Below are 18,793 nucleotides of genomic sequence, written 5' to 3'. Positions count from 1 at the left end.
GATGAGGACCAAACCGCCTACCGTAATGCTAGCACGTTCTTATTATAACAAAAGGCTTTTTGTTGAACAACAGCATATTCACTTTTTTAACGACAAGCGTTGTGGAATACATTTTAAATCTATCTGTAAGTTCTGCTTTCTAATAAATCAAACTAATAAAAACCAAAACTGAAAAACCATCTCCAAACAAAGATATTTCATCTCTGATGAAAATGGTTTCATAATAGCGGGGACAGGATTTGAACCTATGACCTTCGGGTTATGAGCCCGACGAGCTTCCAGACTGCTCCACCCCGCGTCAATTGTTACTTTTATTATAAGCCTCTTACTTAGGTTTGTCAAATTTCTTTCGAACTTCTTTTCTACTTATTTGATGAAATATTTTCCATTTTTTAATTTCTCACTAAAATAGTCAGATTTTTATTACATTTTTATTCGTTTTATATTATAATAAAGCTACACGTTGTAATTTAAATTTTTAAATAAAAGGGGGAATGGTTATGAGCAATCGGGTGATGAAAATATATTCTAAGGGAAAACAGAAACTTGAATTAAATGTTACCCCTGGACATTTTGCAACCGCTAACTCACACGTAAACTATTTCATTGATTTATCCTATTTAAAAACAAGTTCAGTCGGCGCAAAAGCTGCTGCAAAAGCTATGTCTGAAGCTTACAGCATAGATACCGACATCCAAACGATTGTATGCATCGATTATTGTGAGATTATCGGAACTTATCTTGCCCAAGAGTTAATTGAAAAGATTTCCATTGACCCTCAAAAAGAATTATTTATAATCTCACCAAAATTTAATTCTAATGGACAGACAATCTTTGATGAAACTTTACTGCCACAAATTAAAAACCACAATATATTACTTTTGACAGCTACTACTACCACCGGCACTACCATTAGAAGAGTTTTTGAATATATCGATTATCATGGTGGAAAAGTTATGGGAATCTCTGCCATTTTCAGTGCTATTGATTCCATAAATAATATCTCTATCAATAGTCTTTTTAATTTAAATGATATACCTGATTATCAAACTTACTTTTATCATGAGTGTCCTTACTGCAAGAAAAAAATTCCGTTAGACGGCATTATTAACTTTAGCGGTTCTAAATTTTAATATGAGATATACAAAAGCTGAGGTATAAGATACTTCAGCTTTCGTAATTATATTATATTATTAATTTGTACCAGACATTCATACTTTCTATCTGTCCGGCTATATTAGTATTATTAATCAATGTGCCGGAATATAAATATCCATGTTTCGAAAATGTCATATTCATACCTGCAGAAGTTGCTCTTGCAATAGTATATGCCATTTTTATTCCTAAATCTTTAAGAATCTTTTCCATTTCATTCAGGAGATATCCAGCAAATCCATTCCCTCTATATTCTTCTAGTATTGCAAAATCTGTCATCTCGGCATTAGAATATTTATATGCCGCTTCAATAGATGAGATTGCAACTAACTTTTCCTTAAACCAAATTCCTAAATATATCACATTATCTTTCATGGTTTCTGCTATATATTTTTTATCATAGATAGGAAATGGGTATGTCTTAAACACTTTCTTATATACCTCAACCATATCTTCGATATCCGATTCTTCTGCTTTACGACAGCAAAAATCTTTCTCTAAAGGGATACCTTCTTTCAAAACTTCTTTAGATTCGGCAAGTTTCAAAATATGATCGCACTGTTCTTCTAATTGATTCACAGCCCGGTTCTCATCCAGATATTTTACTAAAAACAAACCATCTTCTTTTCCGTGATAAAAATTAGGAACCATTGCTTCTTCTTTATATTCATTTTTCAAAAAAGTGTCTTTAGCACTTGAAGGCACCTTGGCTATAATCTTTGTATAGTTCTCTTTTTGTGCATATTCATTTAATCTATCTACTATTGATGGTGTATCTGAAGAATCCAAAGACATCAAATAAATTCTATTACTTTGTTTCCCATGATGTACAATAGAATTCCCTATTTTTTGTATAACGTCATTCATAATCTTCCTCTTACTTTAAATCTATTCAACAAATTTAATATTATTCGCTTGGTGTTAATGTTATAACTTCATTATAATCTGCTATCAATTTTGCAATTCCGATTGCTTCTTTCTCTTCTCCTTCTTGGCATTTCAGCTGCAAATTACATGTCTCACAATTCAAATCACAAACATCATGTCTATAATCACTTGGCTCTTGATAAGTTGAGATCATACCTTCATAATTTCTAAGAATTACTTTATTCGTAGACCAAGACATAAGGTAATTTGGCATAACTGGTATCTTTCCTGCACCGCCCGGAGCATCGATAACATAGGTAGGAACTGCAAAACCACTGGTATGTCCTCTTAGGCTTTCCATTATTTCTATTCCCTTACCAACAGAAGTTCTGAAATGTTCTAAGCCTTCTGATAGATCACATTGATATAAATAATATGGTCTGACTCTGTTTTCAACTAACTTATGGACCAAACGTTTCATAATCCTAGGACAATCATTAATATCTGCTAATAAAACAGATTGATTTCCAAGAGGTATTCCCGCAAATGCCAGTTTTCTTAACGCTTCCTTGGCAGAATTGGTTATTTCTTTAGGATGATTAAAATGTGTATTAATCCAAACAGTTCCATGTTTTTTAAGTATGTTTACCAAATTATCCGTAACTCTAAATGGTAATACTACCGGTATTCTTGTTCCAATTCGAATCACTTCAACATGCTCTATTTTATTTAATTCCCCTAATATCCAGTCTAGCAACTCATCGGAAAGCATAAAAGGATCTCCACCAGATAGGAGCACATCTCTTATTACCGGTGTGTTTCTAATATAATCGAGTCCTTGTTCCATCTGTTCCCTTGATGGAATACAGTCCTTATCACCAACTTTTCTTTTCCTGGTGCAATGTCGGCAATACATTGCACAGACGTTACTGATATGAAATAAAACACGATCCGGATAACGATGGGTAATTCCAGAAACCGGACTATCTTTATCCTCCGCCAATGGATCTAACATATCATATTTCGCTATATGCAGCTCTCTTTTATCAGGAAACGCCTGTTTAAAAATCGGATCATTTTTATAATCTTTTGAGTCAATTAATGAAAGATAATAAGGCGTGATAGACATTGGAAATATGTCAATCGTCTCTTGAATATCTTTTCTTTCTTCCTCGGTAAATTTTATGTTCAATATTTTTTCTACTGTCTTTACATCTTTTATCAGATTTTGTTCTTGCCATTTCCAGTCATTCCACTTTTTTAATGCTTCATCTGTCGGTGTCTCTTGATCTAATTTCTGTTTTGTCACTTCAATCATAGGATTCATTATAAGAAATCTCCCTTCAAATAAATAAATTTACATGTTTTTTAGAACATAGATTTTAGGTTAGATTTACAACACCTTAAGCACTGTACAGCCTGCAGAGCATTTTAATTATAGGAAATACAAACTTTATCACTTAAACTAGCAAAGTATTTCCTATAATTAAAAAATGCACCCTAACTCTTTAATAGAGTTAGAGTGCTTAAGCTTTCCTGTTTAACAGTTCACTTTATACCATTATTATAGTATAGGTTATGACCATCTGATCCTAACCAAACCCCAGTTCTAATACTTATTTTTCAATAAAATTTTCACTATCTCGGTAAACTTATTCATTCCCACATTATATTATATCAGATAATATAATACGTAAACAAACTCATAAACCAGCTACTCATCTTATCTACTTCATTAAAAAAATCATATATAATTTTTTTAAATTATAACACAATAAAGATAATATGTCAAATTGGCGGAAAACGAGACCCTTGTAATTACTGTTTCTTTCCCCTTAATTCATTCATTGTGTTAATTAAATAAAAGAAGCATTCCATCTTAATTAAATAGGCAGATCCTATATAAATAACTACTCCTGTTCCTATCTGTATCAACAAAGTAGCCCAGACATTCAGTCCTAAGAACTGAACTGCATATACCAACGCTCCCATAATAAGTGCTAAAAGAAAAGATGGGAAAATATCCTTCCACTGTTCACCAAAACTATAATTTAATAACCTTTTATTTGGATATGCATTAATAAAACTAGAAATAAGAGATACTACCGGTTTAAATGCTACCATCACCATAATACCAAACGGCAGGCTGATACATAATACTACGATACCAATCATGATTTTTACTATTTCTAATTTTAAGAATATATCACTTCTTCCGACTGCATTAATCGCTTGCAAATTTGCAGTATGAATCGGCCATAATGCATAAGAGAAACACATGATCTGCATATACGGCACACATGGAAGCCATTTATCTGTCAAAAGTATTGCTATAAGAGGTTTTGCCACTGCTGCAAGTCCTATCATAATTGGAAACATGATAAATGAACTGGTCACAATAGAACGGCGCACCATACTTTTTAATTTATTAATATTGTTTTGCTCTAAAGATAATGCTGGCAGCATTACTGACTGAATCGCCCCATTGACATTGTTTGAAATAAATAACGGATAGCTGTCTCCTTTATTATAAAATGACAGTGAGCTGGAATAACGTTTTCCAATTACCATACCATAGATATTCGTATAAATTGTGTCTATGACAGATGATAATAATAACTTTCCACCAAAATGAAATAATGTTTTAACACGCTCTGTGGAGAATAATAATTTTGGCCTCCACTTAACAAATCCCCAAAGAAAAATTGCCAGTACCAACTGATAAACTATCTGCTGCGCAATCAAAGCCCAGTAATCCGGTTTTATATAAGCCATAGAAATTCCCACAATACCTGAAAGAATACTGGATGCAAAACCACTGTAACATAATTGGCGGAACTTTAACTGCTTCACCACTACTGCATTTTGTATCGCATTCACTGAACCAATAATAAGAACAATTGATAAAACCCTAAGACCTGGTATTATCTCAGAACGTTGATAAAATTCTGCGATGTATGGAGCTGCCAGAAATAGTATTCCATATAGTATGAAACTAACCACCAAATTCAAATAAAATATGGATGAAAAATCAGTTTCATCCGCATTTTTTTTCTGTATCAATGCGGTCGTAAAACCATTCTGAATAAATACATTCGCAATCATAATAAACATAGAAAGCAATGCTATTACTGCATACTCATCCGGAACTAACAATCTTGTCAAAACAATAGATACAATTAGCTGTATCCCGTTATTCCCCCCGTTCTCCATCAGCTTCCAAAAAAGACCTGAAAGAACTTTATTTTTCAATTTATTCTCCATGTTATCTCCCAAACTAAAGTTTTAAAGAAGAAGTCAAACCTTAAACCTTATCTGACCCCTCTGTAATGTATTCTTCATATTTTCTTGCAACGGTCATCTCTTTAATCTCTTCGCATGTATTGATTGTCACATTTCGAAAACAATTCATATGATTTTTTATAACATTATAACCGGCTAAATGTGTAAATTCCACACCGCCCGAAAAACGAGGATTGATTTCCAAAAAATAATAGTTCTTTTCTTCATCAACCAAAAATTCAAAATTTACTGCTCCCTGTATTTGTAAATGGATAGCCGCCTGTCTGCAGAACTCTTCCACTATAGGCTCTCTGATGATCGATACAGTCGTTCCGGCACCATTGGCTGTTCTAAGTAATTCCTTTCTTGCCACTGCAACAGCATCTTTCCTTTGACTATCGCAGACAACATCTACTGTTATTACTTGCCCTTTCACATAATTTTGAACTAATAAATTTTGTTCTGTATCAATTGTAGATAAATATTCAATCCCTTTTTCGTTATATATTAATTGACACCCTTGGCTGCTTCGCCCATTCCTCGGCTTTACGATAACAGGAAAAGTCAGTTCATCAACATTAATATCTTTTAACAGGTTTCCCATTAGCATTCGGATTCCATATTTTTCACCTAAACTGCTCAATTGCCGCGGAAGCTGATACTTGTCCCTGCACTGCTTTGCGCAAATTTCGGATAAAGTACATATCGTAATTCCTTTACTTTGAAATCTTTCTTTATGAACACTTAGTACATCAACTTCCAAATCTATTAATGGTATTATATAGGAAATCTGCTGCTGACTGCACAATTCCTCAAAAAAAGATAAATAAGATTCTTCTTTCACTCCCGGGGTCTGTACAAATACATCGACCTCATATGCATCAACTACCCAGGGTTGTGGATAAATATCACATCCTACAACAAAAAATCCCATTTGTTTCAATGTCTTTATCGTAATATCGGCAGACAATGAACCGATTGCCGTCACTAATATACGTTCCATGCAAAATCTCCTTTAATCTTCCTCTTCTTCTTCCGTCTCTTCTGTCTCGCGGCAAATATAGACCGGACGTTTTTTGGTCTCCATATAGGCTTTCGCAAGGTACTGTCCAATAATTCCCATACAAAGTAATTGAATTCCGCTTAACAATAAAATAATACAAACTAATGATGGCCAGCCTGCAACCGGATCTCCCAGAATTAACGTCCTAAGAATTATCCCGATAATAAAAAGAAGCGCTATGCCTGACAATAAAACGCCGGAAAATGAGGCAATTGCTAATGGTGTAGTAGAAAATGCAATAATTCCATCTAAAGCATATGTTAACAGGCTCCAGAATGACCATTTCGTATCACCTGCAACACGTTCCACATTTTCATATGCAATCCATTTCGTTTTAAATCCTACCCATCCGAATATTCCTTTTGTAAAACGATTGTATTCGCACATAGACAAAATCGCATCTACGACCTGCCTTTTCATCAAACGATAATCTCTTGCACCATCCATAATATCGGCACTGGAAATTTTATTGATGATTCTATAGAATAACCGAGCAAAGAAAGAGCGTAATTTCGCTTCTCCTTTGCGGTCCATACGCCTGGTCGCCGCACAATCATAACCTTCTTCTGTAATCGCCTGATACATTTGCATCAGATAAGCGGGAGGATCCTGCAGATCTGCATCCATTAAAACCACATAATCACCTTTAGAAGTTTGTAACCCTGCATATATCGCCGCCTCTTTTCCGAAATTTCTGGAAAAAGAACAATATCTCACTCTGGAATCCAGTTTCCGAATCTTTTTCAACTCTTCGAGCGTTCTGTCTTTTGATCCGTCATCCACAAATATAAATTCAAACTCTACGTTTTTTTCTTTAAACTCTTCTGCAGTTTTACAAATCTCTTTAAAGAAGATTGGAACCATTTGCTCCTCATTATAACAAGGGACGATAACAGACAATAACTTTGATTTTTTATCTAATTTCTTTTCCATATTCTCTTATATACCTCCTTGGGAATCAATAAACGAAAATAAATATAAAATATTTCTTTTTTCGTTAATTCCTTTCTCCTCTGGTCTTTAAATTTAGAGGATAGGGCTTTTCTAAATTCTTCCCCGTCTAAAAGATAACCTAATTGCAACCTTTTTATTGTATAATTCACTATCTCATGGTATTTAAACCTAGTAAATTCATCAAATTCCTCAAACATTTTTTGCAATTTCAGATTGTGCTGCCTTGTTCTTTCTCTTGTTTTGTCTGCCAGAATATTGGTAGTCCATGAATCGGCTCCACCTAAACGGTATGCTGACATTTTTTCATTTTTATAATAAATATAACCTTTTGTAGACATATAAAGATGTAAAGGGATATCACCGACAGGAGCATGATAATAAAAATCCGGCAGTGTCTTCACATAATCCGTACGGAACAACATAGATGCAGAAGGATATAATTCTCTTTCATCAATGACATCCTCTATCAACAATTCACAATCCTTTAAGAAAGGTCTTGAATCCCGAATATATTCGTTATTGACTGTCACTAAATCTGCCGCATGTATATACATACTGCATTTCTCATGCCCCTCCATATAATCTACCTGCTTTTGAAGCTTGTCCATATCAATCCAGTAATCATCTCCTTCACAGAATGCAATATACTTCCCTCTTGCCCTCGGAAAGTTAAAATTTGCACTTACCGTAAAAATCCCCTTACTATATTGATTCTCATTCTGACAGATCGGAAAAATCTTATCTGGATATTTTTCCTGGTATTCTCTTATAATATCCTGAGTTTTATCTGTAGATGCATCATCATGGATTAAAATTTCAAAAGGAAAGTTAGTTTTCTGAACTAAAAAACTATCGAGTGCCTGTCTGATATAGTTTTCATGGTTATAGGTCAGAACACTAATACTAACTATTGGATTCATTTCGCTCACCTATCCCTCTTTTATAATAGAACAAATACGTTCTACATCTTCTAATGCTAGATCCGCATAACAGGGCAGGGTCAATATCGAACCTGCAATACGCTCTGCAACAGGGGTTTCCTGTATCTGAAAATTACTCTTATAACATTCAAAACTATTTGTCAAAGGATAAAAATATTTTCTAGGAAAAATATTATGACTGGCTAGTTCATTATAAATTTCATCTCTATTCTTTTTATAACCTTCAAAAACAACCGGGAAATAAGCGTAATTTCTTTTTATACCCTGCTGACTGACATTAAGCCGTATTCCTTCTATTCCTGAAAGCAGCTCTTCATATTTATCTACGACTGCTTTTCTCTTCGCCACTTCTTCTTCGATATGCATCAGATTACATACTCCCATTACTGCCTGAAATTCATTCATTTTGGCATTTCCACCTATAAATTCAACCGTTTCTTCTCCAGTTATACCAAAATTTTTCAAATAATACAGTAATGTCTCTATCCTCTCTTCCCGAAATGCAACCGCCCCGCCTTCTATGGTATTGAATACCTTGGTCGCGTGGAAACTAAACATCGTAGCATCGCCGAAATTTCCAATACCAACTCCATTCAACGTTTCTCCAAATGCGTGAGCTCCGTCATATATTACTTTTAAATTGTATTTCTTTGCTATTCTATCTATCTCGTCTATATTGCAAATATTTCCATATACGTGTACCGGTACAATAGCTGATGTCTTGTCCGTAATCAAATTCTCAAGTTTCTTTACATCTATGGTATAATCATCTTCATTAATATCACAAAAAACAGGTGTCAAATTATTTCGTGCAATTGCATGTGTCGTTGATGCAAACGTAAACGGTGTTGTAATCACTTCCCCTTCTAATTCAAATGCCTGCAGTGTAAGCTCTAACGCCATATGTCCGTTTACAAAAAGTGATAACTTTTTCACCCCTAAGTATTCCATTAATTTCTGGTTCAACTGGTTATGAAATTCACCCATATTCGTTAACCATGCAGAATCCCAAATTGGTTTAATCGCTTCGATAAATTCTTCGTATTTGGGCATAGATGATTTGGTTACATAAATGGGAGATTTTTTCTCTGACATACTGTCTCCTCTCACTTGTGCTCTCATGTCACAATCTGGTAAAATCAATTCTTTTAGTGTATCTTACAAAATAAAATTATTTGTGTCAATCAGTAAACTCGATACACCTTGGAATAAAATCCTTCATATAAAAGTTCATAATTTTTCAAGTATTTATTATTCTGAAATAGTTTTTTTATTATCTCTTCAGCCTGAAAACCAGAATCAACATAAATTAATAATTCTTCTGCCCTATTCAACTCTTCATCCGTTACAGGCTCTTTATTCGTTCCGTCAACATAATACACCTTATCTGTATTCATAAGTTCTGTACATGAACCAATCACTTTCCAACCTTCACCATCTGTAATATAAACCGTATTAAGCCCTTTATTAGCCTTTGTCACATCATGTCTTATCTGTCTGTCTTCATAAATATAATTTACTTTTTGTGTGGTAAACCCAACAACAGTCAATATAAAGACCAAAGTTCCCAGAATCCCGGCTGCTATTTTTTTGTTCTCGACCAATAGATTTACTACTGTACAACTTATTGTTATGAACAGCAAAACGATCAAGGGAAAAATAGGAAAGATGTATCGATCCGTTTTAAACGGAGCTACTTTTGTCACTACTAAAAAATAGCCAAAGCAGGGAAGGAAAGTAAAAAGCCATGCCTTTGTAAGAATCATGGAAAATTTATAATTCTTACTTTTCAAAACAAATAATATTCCTAAACATATAAGTAAGATCACTAATAATCCAAGTAAATAACCTCCAAATAATTCATTATTTACGGTTGCTATCATTTGCACCAATTCATTAAGTATTCCACTTGTATTTTTGACATTGGTAATCGCTTCTGTTCCCCGATAACCAAAAAATATGTGATTCAACATACTTGGAAAGATCACAATACAGGAAACGCCTGCTGCTGCCATAGAAAGAACATACCCTGCAAATTCTTTCCAACGTTTTTGATACATTAAAAGAATGCAAAAAGCAGCAGATAAAAAAAACATAAAAATCAAAAAATAGTATTGTGTCATCACTCCTAAAACTGTAATTCCATAAAGCAATAGATAAAATCTACGATCACACCGTCTTCTCTCTAGCTGCCATATAATCAAGTACATCGCACACAACACCCATAAAGTAAACAGCATATACATACGAATAAAAATAACTGCACTAACTGCTCCTATGGAAAATCCAAACATGACACATGATAACCATGCTGCCAAATCACTCTTCGTAAGCTTTTTGGCCGTCCCAAAAAGAACCCCCATACAAAGTACGAACATCAGAAGATTAAAACTGATTCCTATCCATTTTGACATAACGTTTGGTGTGAACGAACATAATGTATGAATAAACACATAATACAAAGGAGGATGCACGTCATTTCCCTGGTTTTTCCACACGTTTGGATAATCAAAACGATGGTTCTCATTGACTGTCAAATAATCAGCAAATAGAGCGGGGCCCTGCCATGTTCTGTCCGGAATCTGCAGAAATCCTGTGCCTTGATCATTAGACAAGCCATATGTATAGTATTCATCTTCATGGAAATCTGTCTTTTTCGTTCCAAAATATACCATCATGCCCATTTGTACAAATATGATCATAATCAAACTAATATATAGTAAACTTTTCTTTCTAATTGTCATTTTCTTATCCTTTCAAAAAGCTTTTGAGTAGAGTCGGACAAGTACTGAGCAATATGGCTGTCAACTTATCCTTCTTACTATACTTAGAACTTTTTAAGAAATTTTGTAGATAATTCTTAATATTTTTTTTTAATTTCTGTATTAAAAGCTTGTCTTCTGGTGCAAACTTAAGAGCATAAATCATAAGACCTACCGATATCCCTACATAATGTGCCCAAAATGTATCTAAAACGATTTTATGCTTATTTTTTATTTCAGTTAAAGTCAAATCTAAGGACTCTAATACACTAAGCTGCCTATAATCAAACTTCCTACTACTTTGCATCATATGCATTGCAGAACTTTCTATCTGAAGGTATTTATAATAAGGTTCCCCAGTCCAATAAACTTTTTTGCATTTGGTAAGATAAGTACACAGCCATAAACCATCCTCACCATGCGTTATCTGTTCTTGAAACCGAATCTGATTCTCTTCAATAATAGAACGGATATATAATTTATTCCAAACAGCCATTTGAAAATCATAATCTTCTAACATATAACATAGAGCTTCGTCTTCTGATAATAGAAGTTCTTTTACCGCTGTTTCGCGCAGAGTCTCTCCTGCCTCATTTATCATAGAAAAACCACAAACAGCCAACTCTACCCTATTTCCTTCTAATGCCTGTACTAATTTTTCTATCATCTGGTGACTTATCGTATCATCTGCATCTATAAACGAAATATAAGTTCCTTTCGCCATTTTAAGTCCTGTATTTCTGGCTGATGAAACCCCTCCATTATTTTTATGTATGACCTGAATTCTTGCATCCAATTCTTTATATGTATCACAAATAGATGGTCCTCCATCTGACGAACCATCATCCACCAATATTATCTCAATATTCGTATAAGTCTGGCTTCGAACAGACTCAATACATGCTGTCATATAAGACTCTGCATTGTATATGGGAACAATGACAGATACTAATTCTTTCATAGATTAACTCTTTCTTTTCCTTTATCTTCTAGTTTCGCTTCTTATTATACATACCTGCCGTTAAAAGGTCAATGCAGGGTTTCAATATCTATATCTTATGTTATACTTATTGGTAAATTATAGCTCAAATAGTGAAAGAAGGGAAATTAATGGAACTAGAAGTGGAAAAAGTTTATAAGAACTCAAAGAAAAATTATGATATGAAGTTACTGGCTGGAAAAGATGGTCTAAAGAATCATATAAGCTGGGTACATATTCTGGAAAGTGTTTCCGTAAATGGCTATGTAAAAGGAAATGAGTTTGTTTTTACTACCGGAATAATCTTCGAGAACAAAGTTGGATTACTTGAATTTGTGAAAGGATTATACAATTCTCATGCGAGTGGGTTAGCCATTAACATTGGACCTTATATTAAAGAAATTCCAAAAGATGTTATTGATTACTGTAATAAGCAACATTTTCCACTATTTACAATACCCTGGAACATTTACTTAGTTGACATTACAAAAGATATTTGCAGTCTAATTGTAAAGGATAAGCAGTTAGATTTTAATGCTTCAACTATCTTCAAAGAAATACTGTTTTCCTCTGTTAAAAGTGAAAAATATCGTAAAGAGTTAAAGGAATTTGGATATGATGCAGATTCAAGTTATTGTACTCTATCCATGACTATCGTTTCCGGAACACCTCAAATTACCTTTAATCAGTCTAAATTTGTAAAAAATAATGTAATACAAATTCTAAATAGAGCTTATGCTAATCACAGTGTTTTTGTAAAAAACAAAACGATCATCATAATTTTATGTGACGTTAATAAACAACAACTGTCTGAAATTATCAATGAAATAAAAAAGTTTTTTTCTACTACATATACACTTTCTATAAGAGTTGGTGTTGGTAAGATAATCCCTCAATTAAATAATCTCGTTGAAAGTTATGAGAGTTCTCGTGAAACTCTATTGCTGGCTACTAAATGGAAGAAACAGATAATTAATTATGAAGATATCGGAATCTATAAAATTCTCCTTGATGGGAAAAAATCTGAATTAATTAACATCTATCAAGAATCTATAGGCGCTCTTGAAAACATTGATGAAATAAATAAAACCGATTATGTGGAATTTGTCAAAATATATATCAAATATAATGGAAGTATCCGAAAATTGTCAGACGAACTATATGTTCATCGAAATACAATTAATTATAAGCTAAAACAAATAAAAAAATTAATTGGCTACGATTTAAGTAAAATGGAGGATTTATTTAAGATCATGCTTGCTTTAAAAATTGAAAGAATACTATAACTCTGTGCAATTGCACAAATAGTTTTGGTCAAATATCGGTTGTTTTTAAATGCTGAAATGTTATAATTTAATAAATTTAATAATAATCTACAATAATAAAAGGCTAGGTGTCATTTTTAAATCTTTTTATTGATTTAAAAATGACTTTTTTACAAGTAACTATTGTACGTTATTATTAAATTGAAAATCTCAAAAATAAGTAAATTAAAGGAGAAGAATATGATAATTAAAAAGCAACTGATTCAGAAGACAAAATTTGTAACAAGGTTCAGTCAAATAAAAATTTTAATGATTTTAGCTCTTATAGGAGTAATAACAATTTCAATGATTGGCTGTTCAAAAAAAGAACAGGCTGCCTGGAGCAAAATTGAAAAAGATGGTTCATTTACTTATGCGTGTTCAGGAGGCTATCCACCATTTAACTACATTGATGAAAAAGATCATTCATTAGTTGGTTTTGATGTAGATATTGCCAATGCCTTAGCAAAAGAAATGGGGGTAAAAGCAGAAGGAATTACTACTGAGTGGGATGGAATTCTTGGAGGTCTGACAAGTAAACGTTTTGATTGTATCATTGGAAGTATGGCTGTTACAGATGATCGAAAAAAACAAGTAAGTTTTACCTCCCCTTATTATTACGACGGCGCTCAGTTTTTTGCACCTAAATCAAAAGGATATACTTCAATCAAAGACATGAAAGATGGAAAAGTAGGAGTCGTTACCGGAACTACATTCCAGGAAGAGCTGGCGAAATATCCAAACGTATCTGAAGTATTACAATTCACCAGTGATATTGAAAACTTTATGGCAGTACAAAATAAATATACGGATGGTTTGGTCACAAGTCGTTTCGTTGGTTTACAGGCTCCAAAAAAGTATAACTTAGTACCTGTTGGTGAACTATTATATTCCGAAGATATTGCTATTGCTGTCAGAAAAGAGGATAAGCAGTTCTTAGATAAATTAAATGAAGCACTGGCTGCTATCATTAAGAATGGTACCTATGAAGAAATTAGTAATAAATATTTTGGTACCAATATTCTAAATAAAGAATAGAGTAAAAATCAATAGACAGGAGTCAATTATGGAACTTTTACATAGTATAGCAGAATTTTTTGAGATCGCATTTAAAAATTTACCTAACTTTTTACCAGGAATTATAGCAACTTTACTCCTTTCAATTTTATCAATTGTTGGGGGAACGTTAATCGGTATTCTTGTGAATTTAATGAAAATGGCAAAAGTAAGACCGCTCGTTTTATTAGCCGACATTTATGTTGTAATAGTAAGAGGAACACCTTTACTATTACAATTGTTCTTTATGTTTTATTGCCTTCCTCGTATGGGAATTAATCTTGACCGGTTTACTTCTGCAGTATTAGGACTTTCATTTCACAATGGTGCATATATCAGCGAAATATTCAGAGGTGCCATTTTATCTATCCCTAAAGGTCAAAGCGAAGCTGCGAAAGCTATTGGTATGACGAAACTACAATCATTCCGCCATGTAATTTTCCCTCAGGCATTTAAAAATGCAGTTCCTGCTTTGGGAAATCAATTCTTACTGGCAATTAAGGATTCCTCTCTTGCAAGTGTAATTACAATTACAGAAACTATGATGCTTGCAAGACAGTTAGCTACGGCGACATTTTCCATATTCCCAATTTATTTTGATGCCGCATGTATATATATGGTTTTAACGTATACGCTTAGTTTTTTACTAAAAAAACTTGAAAAAAGATTGAGGGTGAATGAACGATGAAAGTTTTAGAAACAAAAAATTTACATAAAAAATTTCATAAATTAGAAGTATTAAAAGGAATTGATTTTTCCATTGAACAAGGTCAGGTAATCAGTATTATTGGATCTAGTGGTTCTGGAAAAAGTACGTTTCTAAGATGTTTGAATTTCTTAGAGAAAAAAGATAAAGGAGATATTATCTACCAGTCAAAAAAAGTGGAAAATAAGGCCTCCTCAATCACTGAATTAAGAAAACATGTTGGTATGGTATTCCAAAGTTTTAATTTGTTTCAAAATATGACAGTTTTAGATAATGTAGCGAGCGGATTACGCATTGTAAACAAAATGGAAAAAACAAAAGCCGAAGAAACAGCAAAAGAAGTATTAGAAAAAGTTGGTATGTTAGATAAAGCAAACGAATATCCAGCAAGAATATCCGGAGGCCAACAACAAAGAGTCGCAATAGCCAGAGCATTGGCAATGTCTCCGGATGTAGTTCTTTTTGATGAACCTACCTCTGCACTTGATCCTGAGTTAGTCGCAGAAGTTCTTTCTGTTATGCAGGATATGGCAAAAGAAGGGATGACTATGGTGATTGTAACTCATGAAATGGGATTTGCAAAAGAAGTATCCGACCGAGTTATTTTTCTCCATGAAGGAAAAATCGCTGAAGAAGGTACCCCGGAAGAAGTATTTGAACATCCCCAAAATGAAAGATTACAAAGTTTTTTAAATAGTATGACATTTAGTTGATTTTGAAAGCACTTAATTCTATAGCTTGAATTAAGTGCTTCTTTCATATTGATTTAAGTTTACAAACACATATTAAATTGCTATAATTTCTCTATGTCTACAGCGCACAGCTGTGCCATGAAAGGAGATAGACTTGAAACCTTTAATTAGTATTATCGTTCCTATTAATCAAGTGGAACGCTATCTTGAAAAATGTCTTTTTAGCATAATGGAACAAAACTATAGGAATTTAGAGATTCTCTTAATTGATGATGGTTCAACCGACAGAAGCGTTGAAATTTGCGATGATTTTGCCAAAAAAGATTCCCGATTCAAAGTATTTCATATTGAAAATGCAGGTGTGGCTAATGCCCGTAACGTCGGTCTGGCAAATAGCACTGGAGATTACATAGCTTTTGTTGACAGTGACGATTATATTGCAAGTGATTACATACAGTATTTATATCATCTACTTACGAAATATAATGGACAAATATCTGCATGCGGGCAGAAAAACGTTGATCTGACCGGAAAGCGTCTGACTCCTTGCACCGCTACAGAAGAAGTTTTTGAGTACTCCCGAAAGGAAGCTCTTTACAACCTTCTTTTTAATCAGAAATTAAATAATTCCTGTTGGGGCAAGTTATTTATCAAAGAATTATTTCAAGATATCTCTTATCCTGCAGGACATTTATATGAAGATTTGGCGACTACTTATCAATTAGTCGCAAAAGCAGATCGTATTATTTATGGAGACTCCGAAAAATATTTTTATATACAGCGTCCTCAAAGTATATTAAATTCTAAATTTTCCAGATTACATATGGACTCTGTATATTTTTCGAAGGAACTTGTCACCTTTATGAAAGAAAACTATCCTTCTTTCGTTCTACCAGCCGAATATCGGTTATTTGCGGCTGCATTTGAAATCGTTTTGAAGACAAAAAAAGATCAGGCAGATCTAAACGATTGTGTGGCTGTTGCCTGGTCAATTATTAGAAAGAATCGTTTTAAATTTATATTTTATAAATCATCTGCTTTTGATTACCGGTGCCTTGCTTTCGCTTCCATATTTGGAATTACCTTTACCCGGAATATTTGGAATCTTTGGCTATCGATAAAGTATAGAAAATAGAGGGGATTTTTATGTCAGAGAAAGTATCTATTGTCATTCCTGTATACAACAGCGAGGCTTTTCTTGAAGACTGTGTGGAATGCATTTTAAACCAAACTTATAAAAATATTGAAATTATTTTAATAGATGATGGCTCTACCGATAATTCATATCAGATTTTAGAAATATTACAGAAAGACCATCCTTCTATCATACGCATTTATCATCAGGAAAATATGGGAACAGGGGCTACCAGAAATCGTGGAATTCTCTATGCAGTCGGAACTTATTTGATGTTTGCAGACAACGATGACACGATGTCACCGGATTATATTGAAACTATGGTAAACCTAATAAAGAAAACAGATTCCGATATGGTAGTGGGGGGATGTCATCGTGTTACTGAATCCGGTAAAACAATTTTTAAACATCGGCTAAATGCACATGCCTGGTCAAAATTTAGAATGACAACACCGTGGGGACGTATTATGCGGACACGCTTTGTTTTGGAAAATCATTTAAAATTTGGTGAATTCGTACTAGGCGAAGATGCTTATTTTACCATTTCTGCTTACAATGCCAGTCCCAAAATTGTTACTACTGATTATATTGGTTATCATTGGGTCGACCATCCAAAATCAGTCTCTAATACTGTTCAGAAACAAGCAGTTTCTGATCCATTTCCTTTACTAGAAGGGCTACTGAATAGAAATGAAGTTTGTAGAAACATCACAAAAAATGAATTAGATTATTTTATCATTAAGTATTTAATGTTTCATCTGACTCATATTGCTAAAACAGTTACAACAGATCAGCTTTACGAGTCAATGCAACAATATTTTGAATGGTTGGATTCAAATTTGCCTGGCTACATGACCAATCAGTTGTTGGGAGTATTTTCACCAAAGGGTGAACAAGTATCTATACGGCTGTTTGTTTGGCTTATGGTTAAAATGTCAATGAAGAAAAAACGTCTTCTTATGAAATTTTTTAAAAGGTTTTCTTAAACTATAGGAGGTATCACTTTTGCTTGTTAATATACTACTATCAACTTATAATGGTGAGAAATATTTGCTGGAACAACTTGAAAGCATCAATCGTCAGACTTACCCCAATATACACTTATATATTCGAGACGATGGTTCCAGCGATGGAACTCTTTCTATTCTTGAAAACTTTTCATCAAAATATCCTATATCCATAATGAAAGGGCAAAATATTGGTTTCATGAAAAGTTTTTTTGAGTTGTTATCAATTGCTGATTCCGGAGATTATTGGGCCTTTTGTGATCAAGATGATGTCTGGCTGCCTCACAAAATTTCTCTTTCCGTAGATTGGTTGAAAAAACAAAATAATCAAATACCATTGTTGTTTCAATCGGCATATGAAATAGTCGATGAAAATTTAATTCATAAACAGGATTACCTCCCACCAAATTATAACATTGATTTCAGGCGTTCTATTACTGAAAACTGGTATTCTGGATTTTCCTGCGTTATTAATAATGTCTCTAGAGATTTGTTATTAAAAGGAAAACCTGATAATATCGATTATCATGATTGGTGGATGGAAATGATTGCAAAAGCCTTCGGCATATCTTATTTTGATTCTACTATTAGTGCCCAATACCGAAGAAGCAGTGAAAGTTTAACTCGTATATCATTTTCCAAAAAAATAAAATGGTTTTTTGAAAATTTCAAGAAAGAATCTGATATACGGCAGCGTGCCTTAGAATTTGAAAGAATATTTTTTCGAGATTTGTCATTGGAACACAGAACAATTTTATCTCTTTTTACAAAAGAACGATATCAGCTCCTTACTTCACTAAAAAAAGCTTGTTATCCGAAACGCTGGCGTCCCGACTTTGCGTCTGAGATTTCCATGCGGTTGTTAATGCTATTAGGTAAAATCTAAGGAA

At 33.5% G+C, this 18,793-nt stretch carries 17 protein-coding genes and 1 tRNA gene; 8 read left to right on the top strand and 10 right to left on the bottom strand.

The window, feature by feature from the left end:
* Window positions 1-224: 224 nt before the first annotated feature.
* Window positions 225-298 (bottom strand) — tRNA-Met (locus tag DWV06_RS02915).
* Between the two features lie 202 nt (window positions 299-500).
* Between DWV06_RS02915 and DWV06_RS02910 the strand changes: the two genes are divergently transcribed.
* Window positions 501-1,133: an orotate phosphoribosyltransferase gene (locus DWV06_RS02910; RefSeq protein WP_115480676.1), complete on the top strand. Its 633-nt coding sequence runs from the start codon at window positions 501-503 to the stop codon at window positions 1,131-1,133.
* Between the two features lie 52 nt (window positions 1,134-1,185).
* Here the strand turns inward: DWV06_RS02910 and ablB are convergent, their stop codons facing one another.
* The 9 genes from ablB to DWV06_RS02865 form a co-directional block, all read right to left on the bottom strand.
* The gene (ablB, locus tag DWV06_RS02905) at window positions 1,186-2,022 is read right to left on the bottom strand and encodes a putative beta-lysine N-acetyltransferase (protein ID WP_115480675.1); all 837 of its coding nucleotides are present in this window, start codon (window positions 2,020-2,022) and stop codon (window positions 1,186-1,188) included.
* Between the two features lie 40 nt (window positions 2,023-2,062).
* Window positions 2,063-3,349 carry a lysine 2,3-aminomutase gene (gene kamA, locus DWV06_RS02900; RefSeq protein WP_205027747.1) on the bottom strand — a complete coding sequence of 429 codons (1,287 nt, stop codon included), beginning with the start codon at window positions 3,347-3,349 and terminating at the stop codon, window positions 2,063-2,065.
* A 491-nt stretch (window positions 3,350-3,840) separates the two neighbouring features.
* Window positions 3,841-5,286, bottom strand: a complete 1,446-nt coding sequence (locus DWV06_RS02895; RefSeq protein WP_115480674.1) for a lipopolysaccharide biosynthesis protein — start codon at window positions 5,284-5,286, stop codon at window positions 3,841-3,843.
* A 40-nt stretch (window positions 5,287-5,326) separates the two neighbouring features.
* The gene (locus DWV06_RS02890; RefSeq protein ID WP_115480673.1) at window positions 5,327-6,307 is read right to left on the bottom strand and encodes an ATP-grasp domain-containing protein; all 981 of its coding nucleotides are present in this window, start codon (window positions 6,305-6,307) and stop codon (window positions 5,327-5,329) included.
* A 12-nt stretch (window positions 6,308-6,319) separates the two neighbouring features.
* Window positions 6,320-7,300, bottom strand: coding sequence for a glycosyltransferase family 2 protein (locus DWV06_RS02885; protein ID WP_115480672.1), 981 nt, complete (start codon window positions 7,298-7,300; stop codon window positions 6,320-6,322).
* Window positions 7,285-8,241, bottom strand: a complete 957-nt coding sequence (locus DWV06_RS02880) for a glycosyltransferase (protein WP_147289828.1) — start codon at window positions 8,239-8,241, stop codon at window positions 7,285-7,287. The genes DWV06_RS02885 and DWV06_RS02880 overlap by 16 nt, the downstream gene beginning before the upstream one ends.
* A 9-nt stretch (window positions 8,242-8,250) precedes the next feature.
* Window positions 8,251-9,357: a DegT/DnrJ/EryC1/StrS family aminotransferase gene (locus tag DWV06_RS02875; RefSeq protein WP_115480670.1), complete on the bottom strand. Its 1,107-nt coding sequence runs from the start codon at window positions 9,355-9,357 to the stop codon at window positions 8,251-8,253.
* An 89-nt stretch (window positions 9,358-9,446) separates the two neighbouring features.
* On the bottom strand, window positions 9,447-11,006 hold the full coding sequence (locus DWV06_RS02870; protein WP_115480669.1) for a glycosyltransferase family 39 protein: 1,560 nt from the start codon (window positions 11,004-11,006) through the stop codon (window positions 9,447-9,449).
* A 4-nt stretch (window positions 11,007-11,010) separates the two neighbouring features.
* Window positions 11,011-11,985 carry a glycosyltransferase gene (locus DWV06_RS02865; RefSeq protein ID WP_115480668.1) on the bottom strand — a complete coding sequence of 325 codons (975 nt, stop codon included), beginning with the start codon at window positions 11,983-11,985 and terminating at the stop codon, window positions 11,011-11,013.
* 149 nt (window positions 11,986-12,134) lie between these two features.
* On the opposite strand from DWV06_RS02865, the gene DWV06_RS02860 reads away from it, so the two are divergent.
* The 7 genes from DWV06_RS02860 (at window position 12,135) to DWV06_RS02830 (ending at window position 18,789) form a co-directional block, all read left to right on the top strand.
* Window positions 12,135-13,289, top strand: coding sequence for a PucR family transcriptional regulator (locus tag DWV06_RS02860; protein ID WP_115480667.1), 1,155 nt, complete (start codon window positions 12,135-12,137; stop codon window positions 13,287-13,289).
* A 219-nt stretch (window positions 13,290-13,508) separates the two neighbouring features.
* On the top strand, window positions 13,509-14,345 hold the full coding sequence (locus DWV06_RS02855) for a transporter substrate-binding domain-containing protein (protein ID WP_235828882.1): 837 nt from the start codon (window positions 13,509-13,511) through the stop codon (window positions 14,343-14,345).
* A 28-nt stretch (window positions 14,346-14,373) separates the two neighbouring features.
* The gene (locus tag DWV06_RS02850) at window positions 14,374-15,051 is read left to right on the top strand and encodes an amino acid ABC transporter permease (RefSeq protein WP_115480666.1); all 678 of its coding nucleotides are present in this window, start codon (window positions 14,374-14,376) and stop codon (window positions 15,049-15,051) included.
* Entirely contained in the window at window positions 15,048-15,782 is a 735-nt protein-coding gene (locus DWV06_RS02845; RefSeq protein WP_115480665.1) for an amino acid ABC transporter ATP-binding protein, read from the top strand. The genes DWV06_RS02850 and DWV06_RS02845 overlap by 4 nt, the downstream gene beginning before the upstream one ends.
* 133 nt (window positions 15,783-15,915) lie before the next feature.
* The gene (locus DWV06_RS02840) at window positions 15,916-16,896 is read left to right on the top strand and encodes a glycosyltransferase family 2 protein (protein ID WP_162300553.1); all 981 of its coding nucleotides are present in this window, start codon (window positions 15,916-15,918) and stop codon (window positions 16,894-16,896) included.
* 11 nt (window positions 16,897-16,907) lie between these two features.
* A complete protein-coding gene (locus tag DWV06_RS02835; RefSeq protein ID WP_115480663.1) occupies window positions 16,908-17,882 on the top strand; it encodes a glycosyltransferase family 2 protein in 975 nt (324 codons plus the stop codon).
* 19 nt (window positions 17,883-17,901) lie between these two features.
* The gene (locus tag DWV06_RS02830) at window positions 17,902-18,789 is read left to right on the top strand and encodes a glycosyltransferase family 2 protein (protein WP_115480662.1); all 888 of its coding nucleotides are present in this window, start codon (window positions 17,902-17,904) and stop codon (window positions 18,787-18,789) included.
* The last annotated feature ends 4 nt before the right edge of the window (window positions 18,790-18,793 follow it).

This window comes from Anaerosacchariphilus polymeriproducens (assembly GCF_003363435.1).
In the GTDB taxonomy this organism is placed as follows: Bacteria; Bacillota; Clostridia; order Lachnospirales; family Lachnospiraceae; genus Anaerosacchariphilus; species Anaerosacchariphilus polymeriproducens.
This window is presented reverse-complemented; position numbering and strand designations above follow the sequence as displayed.

Excerpts from the sequence above, each read along its gene's own strand:
- DWV06_RS02910 (WP_115480676.1), top strand. The coding sequence starts at position 501 with ATGAGCAATCGGGTGATGAAAATATATTCTAAGGGAAAACAGAAACTT.
- ablB (WP_115480675.1), bottom strand. The coding sequence starts at position 2,022 with ATGAATGACGTTATACAAAAAATAGGGAATTCTATTGTACATCATGGG.
- kamA (WP_205027747.1), bottom strand. The coding sequence starts at position 3,349 with ATGAATCCTATGATTGAAGTGACAAAACAGAAATTAGATCAAGAGACA.
- DWV06_RS02895 (WP_115480674.1), bottom strand. The coding sequence starts at position 5,286 with ATGGAGAATAAATTGAAAAATAAAGTTCTTTCAGGTCTTTTTTGGAAG.
- DWV06_RS02890 (WP_115480673.1), bottom strand. The coding sequence starts at position 6,307 with ATGGAACGTATATTAGTGACGGCAATCGGTTCATTGTCTGCCGATATT.
- DWV06_RS02885 (WP_115480672.1), bottom strand. The coding sequence starts at position 7,300 with ATGGAAAAGAAATTAGATAAAAAATCAAAGTTATTGTCTGTTATCGTC.
- DWV06_RS02880 (WP_147289828.1), bottom strand. The coding sequence starts at position 8,241 with ATGAATCCAATAGTTAGTATTAGTGTTCTGACCTATAACCATGAAAAC.
- DWV06_RS02875 (WP_115480670.1), bottom strand. The coding sequence starts at position 9,357 with ATGTCAGAGAAAAAATCTCCCATTTATGTAACCAAATCATCTATGCCC.
- DWV06_RS02870 (WP_115480669.1), bottom strand. The coding sequence starts at position 11,006 with ATGACAATTAGAAAGAAAAGTTTACTATATATTAGTTTGATTATGATC.
- DWV06_RS02865 (WP_115480668.1), bottom strand. The coding sequence starts at position 11,985 with ATGAAAGAATTAGTATCTGTCATTGTTCCCATATACAATGCAGAGTCT.
- DWV06_RS02860 (WP_115480667.1), top strand. The coding sequence starts at position 12,135 with ATGGAACTAGAAGTGGAAAAAGTTTATAAGAACTCAAAGAAAAATTAT.
- DWV06_RS02855 (WP_235828882.1), top strand. The coding sequence starts at position 13,509 with ATGATAATTAAAAAGCAACTGATTCAGAAGACAAAATTTGTAACAAGG.
- DWV06_RS02850 (WP_115480666.1), top strand. The coding sequence starts at position 14,374 with ATGGAACTTTTACATAGTATAGCAGAATTTTTTGAGATCGCATTTAAA.
- DWV06_RS02845 (WP_115480665.1), top strand. The coding sequence starts at position 15,048 with ATGAAAGTTTTAGAAACAAAAAATTTACATAAAAAATTTCATAAATTA.
- DWV06_RS02835 (WP_115480663.1), top strand. The coding sequence starts at position 16,908 with ATGTCAGAGAAAGTATCTATTGTCATTCCTGTATACAACAGCGAGGCT.